The 1666-nt window shown below is 57.1% G+C and carries 1 protein-coding gene; it reads right to left on the bottom strand.

From position 1 onward, the window contains the following. Positions 1 to 73 precede the first annotated feature (73 nt). Positions 74 to 1351 carry a nickel-dependent lactate racemase gene (gene larA, locus ACO5R6_RS07620; RefSeq protein ID WP_050341369.1) on the bottom strand — a complete coding sequence of 426 codons (1278 nt, stop codon included), beginning with the start codon at positions 1349 to 1351 and terminating at the stop codon, positions 74 to 76. Positions 1352 to 1666 lie beyond the last annotated feature (315 nt).

Here is a 1666-nt window from a genome sequence, read left to right as displayed (position 1 = left end):
CCCGATGGGACCCGTGCTCAATCGGCCCTCATGTCAGCGAGACTGTAGCGACGGCCTCGCTGACATCTCCAAGCTATGCGCTGCAGGGCTTCACGATAACGGAGATGCCCTCGGGGATCACGGCTATCTTGGCGTTCTCGCCCTTCTCCTTCACAGCGATGTCTAGCGCCTCCTGAAGGGTCGGCACGAAGCGAATGTGCATGTCCTCGAGGATCTGCTTCGCGGATGGATCCGCCACGTACAGCACCTCATGGCGCGAGAGGATACGGGCGAGGATCTGGCTCTCCCACTGGTCTGCGATGGTGTCCTCCATCTTGACCTTCAGGATCATGTCCTCGACTTCCTTGGCGGAAGCGGCATTCTTGAAGGTCTGGTAGAAGCCCTCTCCCCCGTGCCCATCGTTGCACTTGGACATCTCTATGATGATGCCGTCCTTGTTGCAGCACGCCTCTGCGGCGGTCATGCTCTTGACGGACTGGTAGATGTTCTGGTCCAGTGGATATCCGCCGTTGGTGGTGATCACGATGTCCGCGTCCACACCGTCCACCGAGGAGAGATCCTTCACGAACTTGCAGCCGGTCTCGTGAGCCTCGGTCGGATCTCCCGCAAAGGCGGCGATCACCTTCTTGTCCGCGTCAATCGCGACGTTCAGTATGAAGGCAAGCTTTGCCTGCTCGGCAGCAAACAGCATGTCCTTGTGGATCAGGTTGCCATCCAAGACGCCGGTCCGCGACTTGTCGGACGCAATGAAGGTAGAGCAATGGTTCGCAAAGACCGTCTTCTGGGATGCGATGCCCGGAAGGATGGACTTCCTGCCGCCGGAAAAGCCCGCAAAGAAATGGGGCTCGATGAAGCCCTCGGAAACCAAAAGGTCAGCCTCTACGGCGAGCTTGTTGATCAGGAGGCTTCCGCCCGAGGGAAGGGTGCCGAGGTGAACCATGTCCTCGTCCTTCTCGGACTCGTGAATCACGAACTTCTCGTTCTTGACCAGGTCCTCGCCGAACTTGTCGATCATCTCTTCCTTGGTCGTGGGCCTGTGGAACCCGGTGGCAATCAGGATCGTAATGTTACAGTCGGGGTTATTTTTCCTAATTTCCTTCAGATAAAGGGGAAGGGTGACCTTGCTGGGGACGGGCCTTGTGTGATCTGACGTGATGATCACGATGTTCTTCTTGCCCTCTGCGAGCTCGCAGACGCGCGCACTCCCGATGGGATGCTCCAAGGCCTCCTGCACCAGCTCCTCCTGGGAACCCTTGGGGACGTACTCCACCGCCTTCGACTCCAAGACCGACGTGGAGTCCGGAAGCGTAAGCTCGACCTTCTCTCTTCCAAATGGGAATTTGACTAGCATGGCTACCTCCTTTTTCGAAGCACCGCCTGAAACGTGCAAAGACTAAACACCCTTTTGCATCCCTATACCTACACCTCCATACTATTATGTTTTGGAAAAATGTACGTCAAGAAACCATGTGATTTGGCCTGCAAGCACCTGAAGTCGAAGGGCCTACTGCTACTGCATGGGTCATCTGATCTTCCCCGTATTTTTCATGGCTTCGTGAGTTCGCGTGGGTAGGAAATCACGTCACCACCGCCCCTCCCGGCAGCGTTGGCCTCAGGTCCGAGCACCCGGGCATCACGAGGGCCATGGGGTTGTCGGTGTCGTGGG

It is taken from the genome of Shuttleworthella sp., assembly GCF_057251025.1.
This window is presented reverse-complemented; position numbering and strand designations above follow the sequence as displayed.